The organism is Qipengyuania sp. JC766 (assembly GCF_040717445.1).
Classification (GTDB): Bacteria; Pseudomonadota; Alphaproteobacteria; order Sphingomonadales; family Sphingomonadaceae; genus JC766.
The window spans coordinates 549,655-572,723 of sequence record NZ_JBFEFL010000001.1 but is presented as its reverse complement, the minus strand read 5'-3'; the positions used below and the strand labels follow the sequence as shown (position 1 = coordinate 572,723).

The following is a 23,069-nucleotide window of genomic DNA, read 5'->3' as shown; positions in this document are numbered from 1 at the left end:
CGCCGCCATGCGCGAGCCGCCCAGCTTCTTCGCCTGCGAACCGATCGACGGAGAACCCGGCTGGTACAGCTGGGACATGAAGGATCGCACGCGCTTCAACGCCGTCGCGCTGGGGCCGCTCAGGCTCCGGCAGGACGGCGACAAGGCGCGCCTTCGCCTGATGCCGGAACAGCGGCACACCAACTTGCAGGAAATGATCCACGGTGCGGTGACCCTGTCCCTGATCGACGTCGCCCTGTTCGCAGCGATGCACGCGCTGCGCCAGAGCGATGCCGGCATGGGCGTCACGCTGGAGCTTTCCACCCAGTTCATCGCCGCGGGCCGGACCGACATGCCGCTCGACGCGGTGGTCGAGGTGCTGCGGGAAACCGGCCGGCTGATGTTCCTGCGCGGCCAGGTCGTCCAGGGCGAGGATGACGATCACGTCGTCGCCTCCTTCAGCGGCCTTATCCGCAAGGCCGGCTGATGGCGGGGATACAGGAGCGGTATCGATCGCTGATCGAGGCAGGCGAGCTGCGCGAGGATGCGGAGCAGGCGGAGGCGGTCGCGAAGCTGCAGCGCCTCCAGACAGAGCTCGAGAACGGCCGGCGCCCCGGCTTCTTCAAGCGCCTGCTCGGCCATAACGAGGACGCGCCCTGCGGCATCTACATGTGGGGCGGCGTGGGACGCGGCAAGTCGATGCTGATGGATCTGTTCCACCAGACGCTGGCCGTCGAAGGGAAGCGCCGGGCGCACTTCCACGAATTCATGCTGGAAGTTCACGCCCACCTGCGCGACGCGCGCAAGGACGAAAGCGGCGATCCCATTCCGGTGGTGGCGACCCGCATCGCGCAGGACCTGCGCTGCCTCGCCTTCGACGAGATGGTCGTCAACAACAGCGCCGACGCCATGATCATGGGGCGCCTTTTTCGCGCGCTGATCGAAGACCAGAACGTCGCCATTGTCACCACGTCCAACCGCCCGCCCGACGACCTCTACAAGGACGGTCTCAACCGCGAACACTTCCTGCCCTTCATCGCGCTGGTGAAGGACCGGCTGGAAGTCATGCCGCTCAACGGTCCGGTGGACTACCGGCTGGAACGGCTCGCCGGGATCGAGACATGGCACACGCCGCTGGGCGATGACGCGACGGCGCAGGTGACGGAAGCCTTCTATCGACTGACGGATTACGATCCGGCGGACCGGGACCATGTCCCCTCCGCCGATCTGGACGTGGGCGGCGGGCGGACCATTCACGTGCCGCGCAGCCTGAAAGGCGTGGCCGTCTTCAGCTTCAAGCGCCTGTGCGGGGAAGCGCGCGGCGCTGCGGACTACCTTGCCATCGCGCGCGCCTATCACAGCGTCATCGTGGTCGGCATCCCGGTCATGACGCGCGAAGACCGCAACGAGGCTGCGCGTTTCGTCACCCTGATCGACGCGCTCTACGAACACCGGGTCAAGCTCTTCGCCACCGCCGATGCGGAGCCGGAAGACCTCTATGCGTCGGGCGACGGCAGCTTCGAATTCGAGCGCACCGTCAGCCGGTTGAAGGAAATGCAGAGCGCGTCCTACATGGCGCTTGGCCACGGGACGGACTGAACGTCATGCCGCCGCGCGGCGGTCCATGCTTTCGAGCGAGCGTTCCAGCATCAACAGCTGCCACAGCAGGCGGCCGTTGTCGGACCGCCCTGCGATATGGCTCTCGGCCGCGTCGGACAGGGCGCGCGCATCGAACCAGCCCTGGTCGAGCAGGCACTCGGACGTCACCGTGTCGCGCGCGCGTTGCGCCAGCGGTCCCCGGAACCAGGCACTGATCGGGGTCACGAAGCCTTGCTTGGGCCGGTAGAGCACATCGTGCGGCAGGTGCGGCTCCATCGCCTTCTTGAGCAGCCACTTGCCCTGCCCGCCCCGCACTCTCATCGCGTCCGGCAGCGTCGCCGCGAACTCCACAAGCCGATGGTCCAGCAGCGGCTCGCGCGCTTCCAGGCCCACGGCCATGCTCGTGCGGTCGACCTTCGTCAGGATGTCGCCCGGCAGGTAGAACTTGAGGTCGGCATATTGCGCGCGGTCCAGTCCGCTTCGTGCCGGGGCGTTCCGCATCAGGTCGACGAAGGGTTGCTCCGCCCGGTAATCGCCGCGTGCGCGCAGGTAGTCCGCGGAATAGAGCCGCTCGCGCGCCTGCGGGTCGATGACCGACAGCCCGCGCGCATATCCTTCCGCCCCGTCGCCCGCGAGCGCCAGCAGCGTCGATTTCGCGCGCAGGGGCCGCGGTGCCCAGTCCGCCTTCGGCCAGATCCCGCCGAGCGTCCCGAACAGCGGCCGGCGCAGGCCGGCGGGCAGCAGCCCCCGCATCCGTTCCTCATGCGCGTGAAATACTTGCCGGCGGTAACCCGCAAACGCCTCGTCCGCTCCGTCGCCCGACAGCGCGACGGTGACATGTTCGCGCGCCAGCTTGCAGACCCGCCAGGTCGGCAGGGCGCTGGCATCTGCAAAGGGCTCGTCGAACATGTCCGTGAGGAGGTCGACCGCATCGAAATCGCCGGGATCGACCCGGCGACCGTGATGGTCGGTCCCGAACTGGCGCGCGATCCGGTCGGCATAGGCCGTCTCGTCCAATTCCGCGACGTCGAAGCCGATGGAGCACGTGGTCACCGGCCGCTCGCTGCGTTCGGCCATCAGGGCGACGACGGATGACGAGTCCACTCCGCCAGACAGGAACGCGCCCAGCGGCACGTCCGACACCATGCGCGAGGCCACCCCGCCCCGCATCAGGTACATCAGTTGCGCTTCCAGATCGTCGGCGCGGTCTCCCGCCCGCGTGTCGAAGCCGATGTCCCACCACTGCACCGGCGCTGCCGGCGCGGCATCGTGGCGCAGCAGCCGGAAATGGCCCGCGGGCAGCTTCTCGACGCGCTTCAGAAACCCGCGATGGTCGGGCACGAAACCCCAGGTCAGGTAGTCCTCGATCGCCAGCGGATCGACCGCGCGCGTCACGTCCGGCAGCGCCAGAAGGCCCTTCAGTTCGGACGCGAAGGCCAGGCTGCCGTCGGGCAGCAGGGTGGTGAACAGCGGCTTCACACCGAACCGGTCGCGCGCCAGGAACAGCTCGCGCTTCGTCCGGTCGTAGATCGCGAACGCGAACATCCCGTCGAGGCGCGAAAGGCAGTCCGGACCCCAGCGTTGCCAGGCGGCAAGGATCACCTCGGTATCGCCATCCGTCCGAAACCGCGCGCCTGCCGCTTCCAGTTCGGTTCGCAGGGCGCGGAAATTGTAGATCTCGCCATTGAACACGATGACCGCATCGCCATCGGGCGAATGCATCGGCTGCGGCGATCCGGCGAGGTCAATGATGGCGAGCCGCCTGTGTCCCAACCCGACGCCGTCGGCCGTCCAGACGCCCGACCCGTCCGGGCCCCGATGCGCCAGCACGTCGGTCATCGCGGCGATCCGCGCCGGATCGACCGCTTGCGGCGTGCCGCAATGGAATATGCCCGCGATGCCGCACATGCCCCGGCGCCTATCGTCCCTGCACGATACAGTCGAGCCAGGCGCCTTCGTCCCCGATGGCCGCGCGGAAATCCGCGATGGCTTCGGGATCGTCGCGCCCATCGGTCGAGAGGATCAGCATTACCGATGGCTGCGCGCGCAGCAGCAGGCGCTGCTTCATGGCGGCAAGCTTCATCTGCATGGCGGACCCTGTGAACAGCGCGCCCGTCCGGTAGCTGGTTTCCGCCCGGCGGCGGTGGATGCCATCCGCGAGATAGATATCCGCGACCGCGTCCGCCCCCGTGTTGGCCGGGGCGACCCAGCGCCACGGGCTGTCGAGCACCAGCGCGCCCTCGCCATAGGCCGTCGGGTCCTTGCCGTCGCGCTGCGCGGCATAGAGCGCGACGAACACGTCGACATCGCGCCCGGATGCATCGCGGTAGCGGGCGACCAGCCTGTGATCGGCCCCCGCGGCGCGGGGCTGCCAAGCGATGGCGGGGCGGTACTGCTCGCGCTGCCATCCAGGGACGTCGGGCAGCATGACGGTTTGCGGCAGGTCCGCCTCGATCCGCTGGCCGAGCATGTGCCACCCGCCGAACACGGCGATGAGTGCAAGCACGCCGAGGAAAGCCGGGCGCGCGCCGAGCTGACCGAAAACCGCCCCTCCCGACTTCGCGAAGCGCGGAAAATCGATGCCCACATCCTCGGGATCGCGGTCGAACCAGCGCCAGAAGATCGCGAGCAGAGCCGCAACCACGATGGCGAAGAAGATCCAGCCGTAGAACACGTGGTCGAAGCCGACGGCGAATTCGATGCCCTGCGACTGCGCGATATAGATCGTGCCCCAGGCGCGCACGCCATTGGCGAGGATCGGCAGGGCGACGGCGGCGAGCATGAACAGTGCGCGGCGCTTCCAGCTGCGGAAGCAGGTGTAACCGACGAGTACGCCCAGCGCGACCATGGCGATCAGGAACTTGACGCCCGAACACGCCTCCGCGACTTCGAACAGGCCCACCGGCGTATCGATGAACACGCCGTCGATCTGCGCGGGGATGCCGCTCCAGCCGGTCAGCGCGATGACCAGCTCGGCCGTGATCATCTGCAGGGCTGGCACGAGCTCGTCGCCGAACGGGACGAGGAAGAACATGTAGGCGATCGGAAAGGCGAGAGCCGCCGCGACCCGGAGGCCGAGCAGCGTCACGACAGCGGCCTGCAGCGCGCCGACGGCGCCCAGCTGGCTGGCGCTGTTCACGCCGGCGAGCGAGCCGAGCAGCCACAGGAACAGCGCGCCCGCCAGCAGGACCAAACCGGGCCACCACGCCTTCGGCACCAGGTGCGACAGCCCGTCGCGCCGGACCCATACCAGCCAGCCGACGATCGGCGGGACCAGCAGGACGTGGTTGTAAGTCGAGACGTTCCACCACTGGTCGAACATCGCCAGCCAGTCGCGCAGGGTCAGCGCCAGCAGCAGCACCGCGGCAATCGCCAGCCGGCCGAGCGGCTCGCGCCACGCCGGTGCGATCGTCGCGCGGGGCAGCAGGCGCGCGGCGGGAACAGAGGCAGCATCAGGCGGCATCGCGGCCCCGTTCCTCGATGCCGCAGATCTGCGCGAGCGGCGCGAGCATGGCGGGCCAGCTCTGCTCCGCGAGGACGAAGGACCGCGCGGCCTTGCCCATCGCATTCGCGGCGGTCTTGTCCGTGGCGATATCGTTCAGCGCGTCCACGAAGCCGTCGACTCCGTCGGCAATGCGGAAGTGGCGCCCGTCCGTTGCCTGGATGCCGGTCGCGGCTTCCGGGCTGAGGACGACCGGCCGGGCCATGGCCATCGCTTCCAGCACCTTGTTCTGGATCCCGCGCGCGATCCGCAGCGGCGCGACCACCACGTCCGCGCCGGCAAGGAAAGGCCGCATGTCGGGCACGCTGCCCCAGACGCGCACGCCGGGCGTTTGCCCGAGCGCCTCGACGGCGGCAGTGGGTGCCCGCCCCACAATGTGGAACACGGCGCCCGGGTGGTGCCGGCGAAGCTGCGGCATGACGCCGTTCGCGAACCAGCGGACCGCGTCCACATTGGGTGCGTAATCCATCTGTCCGGTGAAGACGAAATGCGAGCCGCCACGCTCCAGATCGGGATGCGGCACGGCCCTGGCCGGGTCGAAGAAATCCGCGTCGATACCGTTCGGCAATGGCCGGATGCCGAGACCGGCAGGATCGCTCAGGCGCGAGCGGAACAGGGCCGCCTCCTCCGCCGTGATCAGCAGCGTCGTATCCGCGCGGCAGGCGAGGCGTTCTTCCTCGCGCGCGAGCAGCCGCCCTTCGCGCCGGTCGATGACGGCGCGTGGCGTCATGCGGCCCTCCCCGAACGCATCGAATTTCGCGCTGTCGACATCGCACAGGTCGATCACCACCCGGCCCGCGAAGTCGTCGGGCACGAACTGGCCCATCTGCCCCGAGAAGACGAAGATCGTGTCGATCGGGCGGCTGGCCAGCGTGTCCGCCACCCATGCGCGCAGTCGCGGATGGTCAAAGGCGGTCAGGCTGACCGGCTTGCCGCGCATGACCGCTTCCAGCCCCGCCAGCGGCAGGGACTTCGCTCGCCTGACCAGGCAATGGGACGCGCTGACGCCGTCGAGGGCATCTTCCTCCGCCAAGTCCGCGTCGGTTTCCCCGAAGCAGCCGACATGTACGGGCGCGAGGCTCGCAAGAGCCTTCAGCAAGTGGTGCGAGCGGATCTTGTCCCCCCGGTCGGGCGGGAACGGAATGCGGTGTGCCAGGAACAGGATCTCGCCCATCAGGCCAGGCCCCGCGCGATGAACGGCCCGATCCGGTTGGCGAGGCCCAGCGGCAGCTTCTTCCAAAGCTCGATCTTGGCGGAATAGGCCGCGCTGGTCGGATCGACGTCGCGCCGCGCATGGCCGGGCGCGGTCCAGCCGGCATAGCGCAACGGTTGCGGCTCGAACCCCCAGTTCTTCTTGTAGTGCCAGGGCCCGCTGCCGTTCTTGGACCGACCGAAATCGAACCGCGCCATGCCCTTGCGCCGCGCGTGGCACATGAGTTCGTAATACATGCGCTCGTTGGCGCGCAGGCCCCGCGCCGCGGTCGTCCCACCGCCCCAATAGGGCATCACCGCCCCGCCGTGATAGAAGGACAGCACGCTGGCGACCGGCCGGCCTTCATGCCGCACGGTCAGGATGTCGGCATCCGCGAACCGGTCCAGCATCGCGTCGAACAGGCCGCGTGGGAAGACCGGCGTGCCGAGATTGTGCACGCTCTCGGCATACACCGCGTAATGCGCCGCGCGGTCCGCTTCGGAACGGCCCGTTTCGACCGTCAGGTCGTTCTTCAGGCCCTTGCGGATTTCGGCGCGCTGCTTGCGCGGGATTGCGGTCAATTGCGCCTCGTCATCCACTGCGAGGTCGGTTTCGAATCCGCAATGCTTGTCGTCCCAGCAATGCCAGTACGCAGGGGCATCGCCGCCGCGCAGCTCGATGTCGGTGCAGGATTGCCGCAGCGCAAGGCGCTCGGCTTCGCGGCACAGCAGCTCCGCCACGCCCTTCGACACGGCGAGCGGACCGCCCCCCACGCCGAACCCGCTTGATACCAGCGCGCGACCGAACAGCGGCGAATGGACGAGCGTCAGTGGCAGCCAGCCGGCAATCGCGCCCGACCGTTCCGCGAACAGGCCCGTGGCCTCCTGCCTGGTGCCCTGCTCTACCGCCTTCGACCAGTCGGTCAGGTGGAAGAGCGAGCCGTCGTGTTCCGCGACGAACGCGTCGATGCGCGCGGTCAGTGCCGCGTCAGCGAAGTCGCAGACGCCGATCCGCGTCGTCGCGGGGGAAAAGGGCGCATTCACGCCGCAACCTTTTGCCGATCGAGCTTGTCCGCCTCGCGCGAGGCCAGCGCGTCCATCCGGCCCCATTCGAAGTCCAGGATGAGCTGCCGCAGCTTGGGCGCCATCCGGTCGAGATTGGTGTAATGGCGCAGCTTCGAACGCAGCGGCGCGTTGCGCACGCGCGGTTGCTGCGGATCGACTTCCCACGGGTGGAAATAGAACACCGCCGGGCGCTGGTCCTGCCGGTTCACCTGCCGGATCGCCCAGCGCGAGAAGCCATAGGGCAGGACGCGGAAAAATCCGCCGCCGCCTGCCGCCAGCCGCTTGCCGCGGAACATGGCGGTGGTGACCGGCACTTCCACCAGCCCGGCATCTGGCAGCGGGTGGAAGGCGAAGCGCGGCGCTTCGGCCCAGCCATAGTGGTCGTGCTTCACCGGCGCGACGCTGGAGGAATAGGAATAGCCCTGCTCGGCCAGTTCCTCGAACGCCCAGGGCGTGCGCTGGTCGATGGAAAAGCTGGGCGCGCGGTATCCGCACACTTCGCTGCCGCCGGCATCTTCCAGCGTCTCGCGCGCCTTGCGGATGTCGTCGGCGAATTGCTGGCGATCGAAGGTGAAGACGCGGGTGTGGTCCCAGCCATGGCTGGCGAGCTCGTGCCCGGCTTCCACGATGCGGCGCATCAGCGGCCCCTTGCGCTGCGCCACCCAGCCCAGCGTGAAGAAGGTCGCCTTCACGTCGGCTTCGGCGAACATGTCGAGGATGCGCAGGACATTGTCCTCCACGCGCAGCGCGATCCCGTCCCAGTCGGACCGGTCGATGACGTTCTCGAACGCACCGACCTGAAACCAGTCCTCGACATCGACCGACAGGCCGTTGACGATCGCCTGCTCGGCATCGTGGATACGCGGGTGCTTCACTTTTGCGTCCTCAGGCCGCCTCGCGGGGAGACTGGCCGTTCTCGAACCATTCGATGAGCATGGTCAGCACGTGGCGCACGGCGCGCTCGTGTTCCTGCATCCGCGCTTCGTGCGCGGCGAAACGCTCGGCGATTTCGGCCGGGATCTCGTCGGTGCCCTTCGCCTCGTCCACTGCGCGGGACAGTTCCACGACCGCCTGTTGCAGTTCCGCGATCTGGTTGTCGCGTGCAGCCAGCATCCGTTCGACGTCCGGCATGATGTCGGGTGCGGGCGTGGTCGCGGCCGGCGCTTCCGCCGCCTGCGCGCCCTGCGCCATCGCATGCTTCACGGGCCCCGGCGCGGGTGCCGCCTGCGGACGTCCGTCGCGTGCCGCATCGCTGGCGGGCGCCATGCGATCGTCGCGCATTTCCTTCAGCACGCTTTCCAGCATGGCGGTGTCGATCTGTTCGCGCTGCTCGACCGCGCCCAGCAGCAGCAGCCGGTTGGCGACCTGGTTCACCCGGCGCGGGATGCCGCCCGTGGCGGCATGGATCGCTGCGAAGACCTCGGGATCGAATTCGGGATTGCCGTCCCATCCGACATGTTCCAGCCGGTGCTCCATGTAGGGGCCGATTTCCTCCGGCTGCATCGCCGACAGGTGGTGGGTGGCGATGACCCGCTGGCGCAGCTGCTCCAGTTCCGGATGGTCGGTCAGGATCGTGCGGAATTCGGGCTGGCCCAGCAGCAGGATCTGCAGCAGCGGGAAGGAGCCGAGCTGGAAGTTGGACAGCATCCGCAGTTCTTCCAGAGCCTCGACCGACAGGTTCTGCGCCTCGTCCACCACCAGCATGGACCGCCGGCCCGCACGGGCCTCGTCCTGCAGGAAAGCCTCGATCGCGCCCAGCGCGCTCGCCTTGTCGTGCCCTTCGATGTCGAGGCCGAAGCTCTGCGCGGCAACATGGACCAGTTCGGCCCCGTCGAGGTTGCTGGTCACGATCTGGCCGATGGTCATCCGTTCCGGATCGACCTTGCGCATCAAGTGCCCGACCAGCGTGGACTTGCCCGCCCCCACTTCGCCGGTGATGACGATGAAGCCTTCGGCCTGCGCCATGCCGTAACCGAGATAGGACAGCGCCTTTCGGTGCGTCGCGCTCTCGAAATAGAAGGACGGATCCGGGGTCAGCTGGAACGGGCGACCCGTCAGGTCATAGAAACGTTCGTACATTGTGCTTTCCTCTTGCCCTCAGAAGCCCAGGCTCACGCCCAGCAGCGCCGAGGCTGCCGTCAGGTCTTCGTCGTCGATGTCGCTGTCCAGGTGGTCGAGCGCGATGGCCGCGCGAGCCGACAGGTTCGATCCCAGCTGGTGGCCGTAGCCCGCCGACGCGCCGTAGGTCGTCAGGTCGCCTGCATTGAGGAATCCGCTTTCCAGCCGGTTGGCGTAGATCGAGGTGTTGAAGCTGCCCGCATTGCCGACATCGCCGGACAGGAACGCGGTCGCGTAGTAGCTCTCGTCGGTCACGCCGTTGGCGATCGCCAGGATCGTGCCTTCGGCGGCGATGAATTCGCGCTGGTCGTACCCGATGCCGACACCTGCATCCATCCGCCCGATGGAGCGGCTGTAGCTGGCCGACACGCCGCGCGAGCGGAAGATGGAGGAGCGGACCGAAGCCAGCACCCCGCCGAGGCAGTTCGCGCCCTGCTCGCCCACGGTGCAGCCCGTGAGGTCGCCGGTCAGCGCATTGCGCGCCGCGGTGAAATCGGTCGGCAGGTTGGCGAGCGCCGTGTTCAGCGTGCCGCCGAAGCCGGTAACGGCATCGTAGACGCTGACATTCACCGAACTGCGCCGGTTGGGCGCCCAGGCGAAGCTGCCGTAATAGGTCGTGGAATCGTAGCGCCGCCCGACATGCGCTTCCAGCGCGGTGCGGGTACTGGGCCGCCAGACCACGCCGACATCCCAGATGAGGCCGTCGGTCTCGAAGGCGATCCGGCGCGGCTCGCTGGTATCGGTAACGAAGCGGCCATTGGAATCGATGACCGGCAGGCCGTCATCGCCAAGCAGCGCGTCGCGGCTAGACACTTCGACATCCTCGTAACCGACCCCGCCGACGACCGCGAAGGTCGGGCTGAGCGGTACGGTCACGTCGGCGCGGACGTAGGCATCGCGCACCCGCTGGTCGAGATTGTCGACGTCTTCCTGGAAGAAGCCGCCGCCAACGCCCACGCCCACCGGCAACGGGTCGCGCGGACCGGTGGCGATGCGCGCATTGGCGCTGTGCGTGGTGCTCTCGTCGAACACGTCGATCGGGCCGGCGGCCGGATCGATGACGAGCACGTCGGGCGATTCCACGCGGGTATAGCCGAAGCGGTAGTTCGCGGTGATTTCCGCAGGCCCCGCCCGCGTCGTCAGGTTCGGTCCGACATAGCCGGAATAGATCGTGCTTTCCCCGTCATCGCCCGCGATCGGGTTCAGGGAGGTGCCGCCATTGCCGTCGATGCGCGTGGTCGCGGCGAGGCCGCCTGCTTCCACCGTCAGCGTATTGGGCACGAGCGTCGCGTAACCGCGCGCGACCCCGCTCAGCGAGGTGCTGTCGAGCGAATCGTCATCGTAACCGATGTTCTGCTCAACCCGCAGCGAGACGGAACCGCCATTGTTGCGGCCCGTGACGGAGGCATCCACGCCCGCGGCCAGCTGGGTGTAGGTCACCACCTCGTCGCCGGGCGAAAGCTCGGCGGTCAGGATCTGGCTCGCCTCGATATAGGGCTCCACCTCGACGCGGCGCTCGCGCTGCTCGTCGGCGTCCTGCGCCGCGGCAGGCTGGGGCGCAGCGGCCAAAGCAATCGCGCTGATCGCGGGGATGAGGGCTAGTTTCACGTCGATGACTCCCCGGTCCCGCCATAGGAACCGAACTTGCGCCCGCTCGGAGAGAAATGGGCGCCATTGAGAAGAAGCTTGATATCGGGACAGGCGGACAGCAGGTCGACGGCGTCTTCCAGCGCGTTCTGCCCGGTGCTTTCCGCGCGGGCGACGAGGATCGTCTGCCCGGCATGCTTGGCCAGTTCGGCCGCTGCCGACGCGGCGAGCGCGGGCGGCGTGTCGAAAATGACGATCCGGTCCGGATTGCCCTGCGACAGCCGGTCGAGGACGTCCGCGGTGCGCGATCCGGCGAGGTAGTCCCCCGCCCCGTCCGCATTGCTGCCGGCGGGCATCACCCACAGGCCGGGAATGTCGGTGCCCAGCACGCAGTCTTCCGGCCGCAGCGCGTCGTCGGTCAGGCAATCGGTCAGGCCCCTGGCATCCGTCAGGCCGAGCCGGCGCACGACCGACGGGTTGGCCGTGTCGGCATCCACCAGCAGCACTTCCCATTCCCGCTCGCTGGCGATCGAAAGCGCGAGATTGATCGAGCAGAAGGTCTTGCCTTCCTGCGGATGCGGCGAACTGACGAGGACCCGGCGCGACTGCGCATCGTCCCGCTTGCGCGCGGCGGTCAGGACCTGCCGCTTCACGATGCGGAACTCCTCGACCAGCGCGGTCGGCTGGCCGCCTGGCACGATCATACCCTGCTCCTTGAGCAGCGCGCGATCGATGACGTGCCGTTCGCCCGCGAACTCGACCGGTGCGAAAACGGGCGCTGCCTCGGGCTGGCTCGCGACGGGCTGCGGGGCCGGTTCGAAAACGGGCGCCGGTGCCTCGACCGGGTCCGGACGGACCTGTTCCGCCGGCGCCGCGACGGGCGCCACAGGCTCGTCCCGTTCGGCCGGCTGCTCGGGCGTGCGTCCGACCTTGCGTTCCGGGCGCTTCGAGCGCTTCATCCGCACGTCGGGCAGCGCGCCCTCGATCGGGGCCGGGCTGAAGGGATCGTAGCCGAAAGTGCCGCTCGCGCGCTCGAACAGCGAGCTTTCGCGGGCCTCTTCGTCCCCGTCCTTGGGGAGCGGAATCTTCCTGTGTTCGGTCATTTCCCTCTCCCTCAGGCGACCATGCCGACCTGGATGAATTCGACCGCGAGCAGCACCACGCACAGCGCCCCGAGCGCCCCGCACCCGGCCGCGAACTGGCGCAGGCGCTTGCGTTTCAGCGCCCTCGCCGCGTCGGTCATCGTCTGCGAAATCGTGCCCAGGACCGGCAGGTCGAGCGCACGCTCCAGCCTCCCGCTGGTCGCGAAGGTGGAGCGCAGCTGGCTGTGCACGAAGGCCCCGCCGATGCCCGCCGCGATCCCGGCGAAGAGCACGCCAAGCAGCAGCAGCGGCCGGTTCGGCGCGGACGGCGCACGCGGCGTGGTCGGCGGATCGACGACTTCGAAACGGAAGCTGCTCCGCTCGTTCTCGACCTGTCCGCGAAGCCGCATCTTCTCGCGGTTCTCGAGCAGTTCGTCGTACTTGTCCTTCAGCACCTCGTAATCGCGGCTGATGCGGTTCGCTTCGGCGGCCACGGCCGGCTCGTTCGCCTGGCTGGCGATCAGGGCCGACAGGTCCGACTGGAGCGCGGCCTTGCGCGCCTGCAGCGCCTGCACATTCGCCTGCCGCTCGGCCTTGATCGAGACGAGCGAACTGTAGGCGGGATTGGGCTGCGATCCGCCGCCGGAGAACGAATCCGGCTCGTTCGCGGCCTGCCGCCTCAGCAATGCAACCTGCCGCTGCGCAGCGACCACGTCAGGATGCTGCGGGGTCAGGCCGCGCGACTGAAGGCTCGCCAGCTGCGACTGCGCCTGCGCCAGCGCCTGGTTGGCACTGCCGGGCGTCGAGACCCGGGGACCACCCGCGAGCGTGGCGGGCGTGCCCGCAAGCTGGCCGTTGATCGCCGCAAGCGCGCTCTGCGCTGCGGCCAGGTCCGCATCCACGCCGCGGATTTCCGTGCGCAGGTTGGTGAGCCGCGAGCTGATCGCGTCGCTGCCGCCGATGAGTTCCGGGTTCTCTGATTCGAACGCGAGGCGGCGCTGTTCGGCCGCTTCCAGCTCGCGCTTGCGATCCTCGAGCTGCTGGTCGAGGAATACCACCGTCTCGGCCACGTCGCCGCGGCTGCCCGCGATGTTTTCCTCGCGGAAGATGTCGATCAGCTTCTGGACGACGTTCTGCGCCAGCGTCGCGTTCTCGGCTTCGGAGAGCGAGGAACTGCCGATCTTGGCGGTCAGTTCGAAGAGGTTGTCCTCCTCGCTCTTCACCTCGACGGCCTTGGCCAGCCCCGCGACCGCGCCTTCCATTTCGCGTTCGCTGGAGACGTTCGCGCCGAGCTGCGTCGAACGGACGACCTTCTCCAGGTTGACCGCGCTCGTCAGCGTCTGGCGTACGCGGGTGATTTCCTTTTCACCGCCGCCCCGGATGCCCATTTCCTCGGCCAGCACGTCGTCGAGCTGGACGAAGATCCGCGCCTTCGATTCGTAGGTGTTGGGGATGAAGGCGATTGCCATCCATCCCAGCAGGCAGACGATCCACGCGATGCCCAGCGCCAGCCACCGCCTCTGCCAGACGGAATGGAGCGCGGCGCGCAGGTCTTCGAATACTTCGTTCATCCGGCAGCGCCCCTCAGAACATGCTTTCCGGGATGATGATCACATCACCCGGCTGGAGGAGGACGTTGGCCTGGCTGTCGCCCTTCTTGAGCAGGTCGCCCAGCTTCAGGGCGTAGGTCTGCTGCGTGCCGGTGCGGCGGTCGGTGCGGATCAGCTTGGCCCGGTTGCCGGCCGCGAATTCGCTGAGGCCGCCGACCGCGATCATCGCGTCGAGCACGGTCATGTTGGCGAGGTAGGGAATGGCGGCGGGCTTTTCCGTCGCGCCCACGATCCGCACCTGCTGCGCGAAACCGCCATTGGGCTGGTTCACGATCACGGTGACCAGCGGCTCCTCGATATATTGCGAAAGCTGCAGGCGGATGTCCTGCGCCAGCATGGCCGGGGTCTTCCCGACCGCGGGCATGTCCGCCACCAGCGGAATGGTGATGCGCCCGTCGGGGCGGACCTGGATCGCCTCGGCGCCCAGTTCCGGGTTGCGCCAGACATGGACGGTCAGGACGTCGGTCGCGCCGATCACATAGGATTCGCTCGGCCCCTGCTCCATCATGGCGGAAGTCGCCGGCGGCAATTGCTGCCCGCCGCCGCCGGCACAGCCTGCCAGCGCGAGGGGCGCCAGCGTCAGCCCGGCGATCTTGGAAAGGGTATTGGTCTTCGACATCGATGCGCATCCTTGCCCGCATGCGACTTCGGCACCGGGAAAGGAGCGACCCTTCCCGCCTCGTCGCGGATCAGGCTCGCCATCTCGCGCAAAAGGGTGAACAACACGTTATCCTTTCGCGGAATTCCGGCGTTTTCAACGCTTGCGTCCCATCGCGGGACAGGAGTTGCGAAAGGGTTAAACGACGATTTCGGCGGCCGGGCCGTGGCCCAGGAACTGCGCCGGGCTCGCGGTCGCGCCATAGGCCCCGGCGCAGAAGACCGCGACCAGGTCACCCGCCTCCGCCCATGGAAGGTGCGCCGCGTCGGCCAGCCGGTCGAGCGGTGTGCACAGGCGGCCGACAACGTTTGCTTCCTCTTCCGGTTCGGCCCCGAAGCGGGTGGCGATGGCGGAGGGGTAGTTGCGGCGTACGACCGTGCCGAAATTGCCCGAGGCGGCCAACTGGTGGTGAAGCCCCCCGTCGGTGACGAGGTAGACCGTGCCGTGGCTGACCTTCCGGTCGACGATCCGCGTCAGGTACACGCCGGCCTCGCCCACGAGGTAGCGGCCGAGTTCGATGCACAGGTACGTGTCGGCAAGGCTCGCCGGCAGGTTCGCGAACCGCTCTTCCAGCGCCGCGCCAACGGCGGCGATATCCAGCGCCTCGTCGCCATGGAAATAGGGAATGCCGAAGCCCCCGCCCATGTTGAGCTTCGGCAGCGGGCCGCCGATCTCGCGCGCCAGCGCGTCGGCCAGGTCGAGGACATTGCCCTGCGTTTCGATGATCGCGTCCGCGGACAGCGCCTGGCTGCCGGTATAGATGTGCAGCCCGCGCCAGTCGGCCCCGGCCTCGATGATCCGGCGCGCGAGGGCGGGCACACGGTCCTGGTCGACGCCGAAGGGCTTGGCGCCCCCGCCCATCTTCATGCCGGACCCGCGCAGTTCGAAGGAGGGATTGACCCTGATCGCCATGCGCGCCTGCGTCCCCGCAGCCGCGGCGATTCCCAGCGCTCGCTCCGCCTCGCCTTCGCTTTCGCAGTTCAGTGTCACCCCGGCGGCAATGGCCGCTTCCAGCTCGTCGTCCCGCTTGCCGGGTCCGGCAAAGCTGATGCGGTTCGCATCGAGACCCGCCGCCTGCGCCATGCGCAATTCGCCCGACGATGCGATGTCGAACCCGTCGACCAGGCACGCCATGTGCTGCAGGACCGGGAGGAAGGGATTGGCCTTGATCGCGTAGTTGATCGCGAGCCGCTCCGGCAGCGCTTCGCGCAGCTGCGCCATGCGGTCGGACAGGCGCTGGCGCGAATAGACGAACAACGGCGTCGACCCTGCATCCTCAACGAGTTGCGATGCGGTCCTGCCACTGATTGCGAGCTCGCCGTCCACGCTTTCGAAGTCGGGCGGAATGGGACCGAGCGGCTTCACGCGCCGATCTCCCTTGCCAGCGCCGTCCGGTCGATCTTGCCGTTGGGGTTGGTCGGCATGGCATTGCGCCAGTGGATTTCCCTTGGTTGCATGAAGTTCGGCAGTTCCCTGGAAAGAGCTTTCGGAAGGTCGGTACCGGCATTCGCGGCGGAAGGCACGGCGCGAACGACCAGGTGGACCGCCTGGCCCAGCCGTTCGTCCGGCACGCCCAGCGCGACAGCCTCGGCCACGAGCCCCGTGGCGAGCGCCGCGTCCTCGACCTCCTGCGGGCTGATGCGGTTGCCTGCGCTCTTGATCATGGCGTCACGCCGCCCGACGAAATAGAGCAGGCCGTCCGCGTCGCGCCGGACCCGGTCGCCCGACCAGACGGCAATGCCGCCATGGTGCGAGGCGGCGGGCGCGGGCTTGAACCTTTCGGCCGTGCGCTGCGCATCCTGCCAGTACCCCTGCGCCACCAGCGGTCCGCAATGGACCAGCTCGCCTTCCTCGCCCGGCGCGGCCACATCGCCAGCATCGTCGATCACGAGGATCTCGGCGAAAGGGATTGCGGTCCCCATCGAGGTCGGATGGCTCGCGACCAGGTCCGGGTCGAGATAGGTCGAGCGGAACGCCTCGGTCAGTCCGTACATCGGGAACAGCCGCGCCTCCGGGAATGTCCCTTGGAGCTTGCCCACCAGGTCGGTCGTCAGCGCCCCACCGCTATTGGTCAGCCGGCGCATCGGCGCCACTGCGTCCTCGGGCCACTGCGCCTCGGTCAGTTGCACCCACAGGGGCGGAACCGCGGCCAGGGTTGTCACGCCGTGTCTGGCGCAGGCTTTCACGACGTCCTTGGGAAAGAGGTAATCGAGCGGGACCACGCTGCCGCCGGCATACCAGGTGCTCAGCAACTGGTTCTGCCCGTAATCGAAGGACAGCGGCAGCACGGCGAGCGTGACGTCGTCCGCTTCCATACCCAGGTAATGCGCCACGCTGACGGCACCCAGCCACATGTTCGCATGGCTCAGCATCACCCCCTTGGGCCGGCCGGTGGAGCCGCTGGTGTAGAGAATGGCGCACAGGTCGTCCGGGTCCGCATGCGACGGCGCGAGGCGATCGGTCACGCCGTCCACCGCATCCCATGCTGCGCCTTCCTCCAGCAACCGGCAGTCCGGCGGCACATCGCCATCCTCCAGCGTCGCAAGGCGCGAGCCGGTGCCGATGAGGAGGACAGAGCCGCTGTCCGCAAGAATATGCGCGACCTGCGCCCGCTTCAGCAGCGGGTTGATCGGCACGTGGACGAGCCCCGCGCGCGCCGCCGCCAACGGCAGCAGGCAGGTCAGTTCCCCCTTGGCGGCCCAGCTCGCGACCCGGGCGCCCGCTTCGGGCGCCATCGTGGTTAACCACGCACTAAGCGCGGCAACACGCGATCTTAAGTCCGCGAAACTAAGCGTCCGGTCACGCAGCACCAGTGCCGGATCCGGCGCGTTGCCGCGCTCGGCCAGGTGGTCCAGCGGTAAGGGCGTCGGGTCGGGTTGAAGGGCCATGAAAACTCGATTGCGGGGAAGATGAGCGACGTCAGCTATCACGAGAGGGTTAACGCCTTGCAAGCCCTTGCAAGCACCGGACCCGCGCCGTTCGACCGGCCCGAATGGTATGCCCTTCTGGCCGACCGTAGGGCCGAACCGCTGTTCGTGACCAACGGACAGAGCGCGCTCGCTCTTGCACGCGAGGACGGCGCGCTGGTCTCGCTCGCCAACTGGTACAGCTTCACTTGGCGCCCGCTGAACCCGCAACAGCAATCGCTGGACACCATCGCCGGCGCGCTGCGCAAACGGGCCCACCGCGTGTCTCTGGCGCCCGTCCCCGACGAGGACGGCAGCGCCTCGGCGCTCGAAGCGGCCTTCCGCAAGGCCGGCTGGCAGGTGACCCGCGAGGCGTGCGACCATAACCACATCCTGCCGGTCAACGGTCGCAGCTTTTCCGAATACTGGGCCCAGCGCCCGGGCCGGATGCGGACCACCTTCAAGCGCAAGGCGAAGAAGGTCGAGACGCAGATTGTCACGCGTTTCGAAGAGGATGTGTGGCAGTCCTACGAGGAAATCTATCGCTCCAGCTGGAAACCGGAGGAAGGCGACACCGCCCTCCTCCGCAGTTTCGCCGAGCAGGAAGGTGTGGCCGGACGGCTGCGGCTGGGCCTTGCGCGGCACGACGGGCAGCCTGTCGCGGCGCAGTTCTGGACGGTCGAGAACGGCGTCGCCTACATTCACAAGCTGGCGCACCTGGAAGAGCTCAAGGCGCTCTCCGCCGGGACGACGCTGAGCGCGGCGCTGTTCGAGCACGTCATCGATACCGACCGGGTCGACCTGGTCGATTTCGGGACCGGCAACGATGCCTACAAGCGCGACTGGATGGAGCTGGACCGGCCCCGCTACCGGATCGACTGCCTCGATCCGCGCCAGCCGCGCGCATGGCCGGCGCTGGCGAAGCGCGCCCTGCGGCGGCTTGCACCGCGCCGGAGCGCCAGCTAATGGCGCGCGACCGTCAGGGGATTGCAATGCAGAGCAAAGGCGCTTCCGCCTCCGAAGAGATGTCCGGCGAAATGGATCCGAGCCGGGCCGAGATCGACCGCAAGCTGCGCGGCGTCATTCGCGACGTGCTGGGCATCGAGGAATCGCGCGTCGCCGGGTTTGACGCCGATACCGGACTGTTCGGACACTTGCCGGAACTCGATTCCATGGCCGTCGCCGGGCTCCTCACCGAGATGGAAGATCGCCTCGATATCATCATCGAGGACGACGACATCGATGCCGAGATGCTCGAGACCTATGGCGGTCTCCTCGCCTTCGCCGAAGCCAAGATCGTTCAGGGCTGAGCGTGCGGGCGGTCACCGGCTGGCCCGCACCGCGCCCCGACGGCGTGACGGAGGAGGAATACGCCCTCACCTTCGACGGCAAGCGGGAGACGCGGCTGCTGGTCGTGCCCGCCCTGTTCGACGAGGCGAACAAGCTGCGCCACTTGGCGGTCGAAGCCATGTTCCGCCTCGACCGGTCCGGCATCGACAGTTTCCTGATCGACCTGCCCGGCTGCAACGAAAGCACCGCACCGCTGGCTGAGCAGACGCTCGACGGATGGCGCCGTGCCGCCAGCGCCGCCGCGGCACATTTCCGAGCGACGCACGTCCTGTCGGTGCGCGCCGGCGCGCTGGTCGTCCCCGCCGACCTGCCCGGCTGGCGATATGCCCCGGTGCGCGGGCGCAACCAGCTGCGCGCGATGATCCGCGCCCGCACCATCGCCGCGCAGGAAAACGGCCGCGCCGAAACCGCGGCCGATATCCAGGCGGCGGGCCTTGCCGAAGGCATCGAACTGGCCGGCTGGCAGATCGGGCCGCGCATGTTCGCCGACCTGCTCGAGGCGGAGCCTGTCCCTTCGGACCTCCAGCGCGACATCGCGCAGGAGGATGTCGGCGGCGGCGGGCTGTGGCTTCGCGCCGAACCCGATCACGATCCCGAGCAGGCAGACGCCATCGCCGCCACCATCGCGATGGAGCAGGCCGCATGAGCCGCCTGCCGCTCACCTTCGCCTGCCGCAGCACCGTGTGCGCCGGCACGCTCGACACGGCACCGGGCTCCGCCGGCCTGCTGATCGTCAGCGGCGGCAACGAGATCAGGAGCGGCGCCTTTTCGGGCCAGGCACGGCTCGCCGCCGAGATCGCCGCCATGGGCTTCCCCGTGTTCCGCTTCGACCGGCGCGGGATCGGCGACAGCGACGGCGAGAACCGCGGCTTCCGGGAATCGGGACCCGACATCGCCGCCGCGATCGAGGCGTTTCGCGCCATGGCGCCGCAGGTGGACAGGGTCGTCGGCTTCGGCAATTGCGATGCGGCCAGCGCCCTGATGCTGGCGGGCGGCGCGGGGTGCGACGGGCTGGTCCTCTCCAATCCGTGGACGATCGAAAGCGACGACGGCGCCCCGCCCGCGGACGCGATCCGCTCGCGCTATGTCGAGAAATTGAAGAACCCGCGCGAGCTCGTCCGGCTGGTCACCGGCAAAGTCGATCTGGGCAAGCTGGCGCGCGGGATCGGCAAGGCCGTGCGCCCGAAAGCGGAACCCGGCACGCTGGCGCAGGACATCGCGGCCGGCCTTGCACGCTTCGAAGGGCGTGTGGACATATTGCTGGCGGAAAAGGACCGCACCGCGCAAGCGTTCTCGGCCGTCTGGGACAGGTCCGACCAGCGCATATCGCGCTGCGCCGATGCGACCCACGCCTATGTCGAACCGGACTCGCGCACTTGGCTGCGCGAGCAATTGCTAAAGGCGCTGCGCGCTTAGCGGACGAACAGGCTGGTCAGCTCCACATGGGTGGACCAGCGGAACTGCCCCACCGGGCGTAGCGCTTCCAGCCGATACCCCCCTTCGACGAGCCGCGCCGCATCGCGCGCCCAGCTGGACGGATTGCAACTGACATAGGCGATGCGTCGGACCACGCTGTCGGCGAGCAGGTTGCACTGTTCGCGCGCGCCGGCGCGCGGCGGGTCGAGCACGACGGCGTCGAACGCGGCCAGCTCGTCGACCTGGAACGGGTTGCGGAACAGATCGCGGTGCTGCGCGTCCACCGGCAGGCGCGCCCGGTTGGCCGCCGTCCGGCAGGCAAGATGTGCCGCGCGCGAGGCCTCCGCCGCGACAACCCGCGACCGGTCCGCCAGTGCGAAGGCGAAGGTGCCAAGCCCTGCGAAGAGATCCGCGACCCGCTCGCTGCCGTCGAGCCATTCGCGCACGTCCGCCGCCATCAACGCCTCGGCATCGGCGGTCGCCTGCAGGAACGAGTCCACGGGCAAGTCCACCGGTACGCCGGCAAGCGTGACCGTGACCGTCTGCGGCTCCCAAAGCGGCAGGAGATTGCCCCGCTCCCCGACGGACAGGCGGGCCAGTTCGTGATCGCGTGCGAAATCCATCGCCGCCTCGATCGCCTCGAGCCCGAGCAGTTCGCCCCCTTCGATCGCGCAGTCGACGCCGCGATCGGTCCATGTGATCGCGATATCCAGCGGTCCGCGTCCGTCGACCTTGCCGCACAGCGTGCGCAGCGGCTTCAGCAGGGCCACCAGTTCGGGGCGAAGGACCGGGCATTCCCTGATCTCGACCAGCGTGTGGCTGCGCGCCTCGCGGTATCCGATACGCACCTGCCCCCGCCGGTCGGCGCGCAGGGTGGCGCGGCGGCGGCTGCCCGGTGGGGAGAGATGAGTCGGCAGGACTTCGCCTGCGACCATGTCCTGTCCCAGCGCCGCGTAGACGACCCGGTCGGTGACGAAACGGGCGAGCACGTCCTCGTCCGCCTGCTGCAGCTGGCATCCCCCGCAGCGGTCGAAATGGCGGCACGGCGGTACGGCGCGATGCGGTCCGGGTTGCACGGTGCCGTCGGGCAGCACCGTGTCGCCCGGAACCGCGCCGGTCACGTGGCGGCCATCCTGCGTCACGCCGTCTCCCTTGGCGGCGAGGCGTATGATTTCGGCGGTTCCGGTCACGATAGCGCGGCGACCGAACGGCCGATCGCCAGCGCCAGCTCGTCCGCCGTGAACGCCGCGCCGAGCGTACGCGCGCCATGCGAATGGATCGCCACGCCTTCCTCGGCAGCGCGCAGGCCGTCCCCGTGATGCGCGAGCCGGCTGGCGATCACGCCGGCCAGCACATCCCCGGTTCCGGCAGTAGAGAGCCAGGGCGAGGCGGGCAGCGCGAACACCAGATCTGTCCCGAACGCGATGACCGTGTCCGGCCCCTTCGCGACGACGATGCCGGAAAGCGCGCGGGCAAGCGCCTGCGCCCGTTCGGGCTTGGAACCGTCCCCGGCCAACCCAAACGCCTTTTCCAGCGTTGCAAGCTCGCCCTCGTGCGGGGTCACGATCAGCGGTGCGGTACGGCCGGTCAGGTCCGACGGGCCGAGCAGCGCCAGCGCGTCGGCATCGAGCACCAGCGGCTTGCCGGTCGCCAGCGCCGCCGCGAGGCGCACCCTGGCCGTATCGTCGCGGCCGAGGCCGGGCCCGACCAGCAACGCGTCGATCCGGCTGTCCTCCAGCGCCCGCGACACGTCGCCTTCTTCCAGCACCAGCGCCGCGGGGGCGGCAGGATGCGAATGGGGGGCGAGCAACTTCACATAGCCTGCACCAGCGCGCATCGCGGCCTCGCTGGCCAGCAGTCCCGCCCCCGCCATGGCCCCGCCGACGATGGCGAGCAGGCCGCGCGTGTATTTGTGGCTGGTCGGCCCCGGTCCGGCGAGCACTGGGCGCGCCAGCGTGCGCCCGCCCCTGCCGGCATCCGCCAGGTCGAGCCCTATACCTACGCAGCGCACGTCGCCCATGAAGGCACGCGCCGGCATCAGCGCATGGGCCCGTTTGCGAGCGCCGAGCGCCAGCGTCAGGTCGCACTGCGCCACCGGCCCCAGGCATTCCCCGCTATCGCTGTCGATATTGCTCGGCACGTCGATCGCGACCGTCTGATCGTGGACCGCACGAAGCCGCTCTATCGTCGCGGCCAGATCGTCCGAGAGCGGACAGCTGAGGCCGACGCCGAACAGCGCTTCCACGAACACGCCGCCGGTACGCTCACCGGCTTCGGTCGCGACCGGTGCGTCAAAGGCATCGCGTGCGGCCTTCGCCTCGTCCGTCCCGGGTTCCATGGGCGCGATCACCGCCACGTCCGTGCCGCGCCGGCGGAACCACTCGGCGATGACGTAGCCGTCGCCGCCATTGTTGCCCGGCCCGCACAGCACGGTGACCGGACGGCCCGCCGCCATGCGCCAGATCCACTGCGCCGCGCCCTCGCCTGCGCGGTCCATCAGTTCGCGCGCCGAAACGCCGGACGCGATCGCCGCATCCTCGGCCGCACGCATCTGCGCGACGGTCAGGACCGGCTCAGCGTGCGGCGGATGCATCAGGAGTCGGTGTCGTTGCGTCGGTTTCTGCAGGGGTCCCGGCACGCGCCGGGAAGCGGTAGCGGTCGGCCCCGATGGTCACCAGCAACGTGCCGCCATCGTCCGAAAGCCTGCTCGTCGCCTCGTCCGCGCCGTCGATCGCCCGGATGCCGGAGCCGTCCTCGGCCGTCATCAGGCGGCGGAAGGCGCCGTCGGGATGGCGCACGATGAATTCGCCGCCCGGCGCGCTCGCATCGCCGTCGATCCAGCAATCGGGCGCGAATGCGCTGCCTTCTCCCAGCGCGCATTCGACATGCTGGCGCGCGGCGAGTTCGGCCTCGCTGACCTCCTCGCCCGGTTCGGATCCGCAGGCCGCCAGCAGCAGCGCGGGCAGGCAAAAGGCGATCGTCTTGTGCATGCCCCGCCCAATACCC

Annotated in this window: 21 protein-coding genes; 6 read left to right on the top strand and 15 right to left on the bottom strand. The window is 68.8% G+C overall.

Annotation, left to right across the window (positions count from 1 at the left end; all coding sequences use genetic code 11):
* Positions 1–7: 7 nt before the first annotated feature.
* Positions 8–466 (top strand): PaaI family thioesterase, encoded by a 459-nt coding sequence (locus AB1K63_RS02810; protein WP_366958411.1) that lies wholly within the window; start codon positions 8–10, stop codon positions 464–466.
* Positions 466–1,578, top strand: coding sequence for a cell division protein ZapE (zapE, locus tag AB1K63_RS02805; protein ID WP_366958410.1), 1,113 nt, complete (start codon positions 466–468; stop codon positions 1,576–1,578). Before AB1K63_RS02810 ends, zapE begins: the two co-directional genes overlap by 1 nt.
* 3 nt (positions 1,579–1,581) lie before the next feature.
* On the opposite strand, the gene AB1K63_RS02800 is transcribed toward zapE, so the two are convergent.
* The 12 genes from AB1K63_RS02800 to AB1K63_RS02745 form a co-directional block, all read right to left on the bottom strand.
* Positions 1,582–3,486, bottom strand: a complete 1,905-nt coding sequence (locus AB1K63_RS02800; protein WP_366958409.1) for an XrtA/PEP-CTERM system amidotransferase — start codon at positions 3,484–3,486, stop codon at positions 1,582–1,584.
* A 10-nt stretch (positions 3,487–3,496) separates the two neighbouring features.
* Positions 3,497–5,041 (bottom strand): exosortase A, encoded by a 1,545-nt coding sequence (gene xrtA, locus AB1K63_RS02795; protein WP_366958408.1) that lies wholly within the window; start codon positions 5,039–5,041, stop codon positions 3,497–3,499.
* Positions 5,031–6,254, bottom strand: a complete 1,224-nt coding sequence (locus tag AB1K63_RS02790) for a TIGR03087 family PEP-CTERM/XrtA system glycosyltransferase (protein ID WP_366958407.1) — start codon at positions 6,252–6,254, stop codon at positions 5,031–5,033. The genes xrtA and AB1K63_RS02790 overlap by 11 nt, the downstream gene beginning before the upstream one ends.
* Positions 6,254–7,315 carry a FemAB family XrtA/PEP-CTERM system-associated protein gene (locus tag AB1K63_RS02785; protein WP_366958406.1) on the bottom strand — a complete coding sequence of 354 codons (1,062 nt, stop codon included), beginning with the start codon at positions 7,313–7,315 and terminating at the stop codon, positions 6,254–6,256. The genes AB1K63_RS02790 and AB1K63_RS02785 overlap by 1 nt, the downstream gene beginning before the upstream one ends.
* Positions 7,312–8,211, bottom strand: a complete 900-nt coding sequence (locus AB1K63_RS02780) for an XrtA system polysaccharide deacetylase (protein WP_366958405.1) — start codon at positions 8,209–8,211, stop codon at positions 7,312–7,314. Before AB1K63_RS02780 ends, AB1K63_RS02785 begins: the two co-directional genes overlap by 4 nt.
* A gap of 10 nt (positions 8,212–8,221) precedes the next feature.
* Positions 8,222–9,415 carry an XrtA/PEP-CTERM system-associated ATPase gene (locus tag AB1K63_RS02775; RefSeq protein ID WP_366958404.1) on the bottom strand — a complete coding sequence of 398 codons (1,194 nt, stop codon included), beginning with the start codon at positions 9,413–9,415 and terminating at the stop codon, positions 8,222–8,224.
* 18 nt (positions 9,416–9,433) lie between these two features.
* The gene (locus tag AB1K63_RS02770; RefSeq protein WP_366958403.1) at positions 9,434–11,062 is read right to left on the bottom strand and encodes a preprotein translocase subunit YajC; all 1,629 of its coding nucleotides are present in this window, start codon (positions 11,060–11,062) and stop codon (positions 9,434–9,436) included.
* Positions 11,059–12,144 carry a capsular biosynthesis protein gene (locus AB1K63_RS02765; protein WP_366958402.1) on the bottom strand — a complete coding sequence of 362 codons (1,086 nt, stop codon included), beginning with the start codon at positions 12,142–12,144 and terminating at the stop codon, positions 11,059–11,061. The genes AB1K63_RS02770 and AB1K63_RS02765 overlap by 4 nt, the downstream gene beginning before the upstream one ends.
* An 11-nt stretch (positions 12,145–12,155) precedes the next feature.
* On the bottom strand, positions 12,156–13,694 hold the full coding sequence (locus tag AB1K63_RS02760; protein WP_366958401.1) for an XrtA system polysaccharide chain length determinant: 1,539 nt from the start codon (positions 13,692–13,694) through the stop codon (positions 12,156–12,158).
* 13 nt (positions 13,695–13,707) lie between these two features.
* Entirely contained in the window at positions 13,708–14,352 is a 645-nt protein-coding gene (locus AB1K63_RS02755; RefSeq protein ID WP_366958400.1) for an XrtA/PEP-CTERM system exopolysaccharide export protein, read from the bottom strand.
* A 177-nt stretch (positions 14,353–14,529) separates the two neighbouring features.
* Entirely contained in the window at positions 14,530–15,756 is a 1,227-nt protein-coding gene (locus AB1K63_RS02750; protein ID WP_366958399.1) for a pyridoxal-dependent decarboxylase, exosortase A system-associated, read from the bottom strand.
* Complete coding sequence (locus tag AB1K63_RS02745; protein WP_366958398.1) at positions 15,753–17,279, bottom strand: acyl-CoA ligase (AMP-forming), exosortase A system-associated; 1,527 nt, start codon at positions 17,277–17,279, stop codon at positions 15,753–15,755. The genes AB1K63_RS02750 and AB1K63_RS02745 overlap by 4 nt, the downstream gene beginning before the upstream one ends.
* A 21-nt stretch (positions 17,280–17,300) precedes the next feature.
* Between AB1K63_RS02745 and AB1K63_RS02740 the strand changes: the two genes are divergently transcribed.
* Genes AB1K63_RS02740 through AB1K63_RS02725 form a run of 4 tightly spaced genes read left to right on the top strand, consistent with a single transcriptional unit; the run spans position 17,301 to position 20,063 of the window.
* A complete protein-coding gene (locus AB1K63_RS02740) occupies positions 17,301–18,263 on the top strand; it encodes a GNAT family N-acetyltransferase (RefSeq protein WP_366958397.1) in 963 nt (320 codons plus the stop codon).
* 59 nt (positions 18,264–18,322) lie between these two features.
* Positions 18,323–18,607, top strand: coding sequence for a phosphopantetheine-binding protein (locus AB1K63_RS02735; protein ID WP_366958396.1), 285 nt, complete (start codon positions 18,323–18,325; stop codon positions 18,605–18,607).
* Positions 18,608–18,609: 2 nt separating this feature from the next.
* Positions 18,610–19,293, top strand: coding sequence for a hypothetical protein (locus tag AB1K63_RS02730; RefSeq protein WP_366958395.1), 684 nt, complete (start codon positions 18,610–18,612; stop codon positions 19,291–19,293).
* A complete protein-coding gene (locus tag AB1K63_RS02725; RefSeq protein WP_366958394.1) occupies positions 19,290–20,063 on the top strand; it encodes a hydrolase 1, exosortase A system-associated in 774 nt (257 codons plus the stop codon). Before AB1K63_RS02730 ends, AB1K63_RS02725 begins: the two co-directional genes overlap by 4 nt.
* Here AB1K63_RS02725 and AB1K63_RS02720 read toward each other — a convergent pair.
* From AB1K63_RS02720 to AB1K63_RS02710, 3 genes are read right to left on the bottom strand one after another with little or no spacing between them, the layout of a single operon-like run.
* A complete protein-coding gene (locus tag AB1K63_RS02720) occupies positions 20,060–21,253 on the bottom strand; it encodes a class I SAM-dependent RNA methyltransferase (protein ID WP_366958393.1) in 1,194 nt (397 codons plus the stop codon). The genes AB1K63_RS02725 and AB1K63_RS02720 overlap by 4 nt on opposite strands.
* Complete coding sequence (locus tag AB1K63_RS02715; protein ID WP_366958392.1) at positions 21,250–22,656, bottom strand: NAD(P)H-hydrate dehydratase; 1,407 nt, start codon at positions 22,654–22,656, stop codon at positions 21,250–21,252. Before AB1K63_RS02715 ends, AB1K63_RS02720 begins: the two co-directional genes overlap by 4 nt.
* Positions 22,637–23,053, bottom strand: a complete 417-nt coding sequence (locus tag AB1K63_RS02710; protein ID WP_366958391.1) for a hypothetical protein — start codon at positions 23,051–23,053, stop codon at positions 22,637–22,639. The genes AB1K63_RS02715 and AB1K63_RS02710 overlap by 20 nt, the downstream gene beginning before the upstream one ends.
* Positions 23,054–23,069: the final 16 nt, after the last annotated feature.